The following is a 428-nucleotide window of genomic DNA, read 5'->3' as shown; positions in this document are numbered from 1 at the left end:
CCGGAAGAAAGCGACGCGGGCCTCGCGCTTCCGATCGCACCCTCGGGCTGGCTCGCACCTTCGTTCACAGACGGAGGCTGGCCGGAACTCATCAGATGTCTCTCAGTAAATTGTTCGGTACATCTTTCGTTGGCGTTATCCGAAACTCAATATGAATTTTCCTATCGCCGCTGCGAAGATGTTTGATATACCAAAACAAATAAACAGGTTGACATGCAGATTTGAACGCTTAAATGGATAAAAAATGCCGGAAACCGTTTCCAATGCGTGACGGGTTTTCTAGTCTGAATTTCGGTGTTTCGATATGGTGAACGGTGGGCAGGGCTGGATTGAAGACGGGTGACGATCCGGCGGCGGCCGTACGGGCGCTGGAAGCGATTCCAAAAATCGAATAAATACTCGACTCGCGAGCCGATCTGCTTTTTTCG

At 50.7% G+C, this 428-nt stretch carries 2 protein-coding genes; one reads left to right on the top strand and one right to left on the bottom strand.

The annotated features are described in order from the left end of the window. On the top strand, positions 1-186 hold a 186-nt coding region (locus J5M58_RS27285; RefSeq protein ID WP_207880607.1), incomplete at its 5' end, for a hypothetical protein. Positions 187-229: 43 nt separating this feature from the next. On the opposite strand, the gene J5M58_RS27280 is transcribed toward J5M58_RS27285, so the two are convergent. After that, a partial coding sequence (locus J5M58_RS27280) for a hypothetical protein (protein ID WP_207880603.1) occupies positions 230-428 on the bottom strand: 199 nt, incomplete at its 5' end.

It is taken from the genome of Pseudomonas sp. 32_A (genome assembly GCF_017490905.1).
GTDB lineage: Bacteria > Pseudomonadota > Gammaproteobacteria > Pseudomonadales > Pseudomonadaceae > Aquipseudomonas > Aquipseudomonas inefficax.
This window is presented reverse-complemented; position numbering and strand designations above follow the sequence as displayed.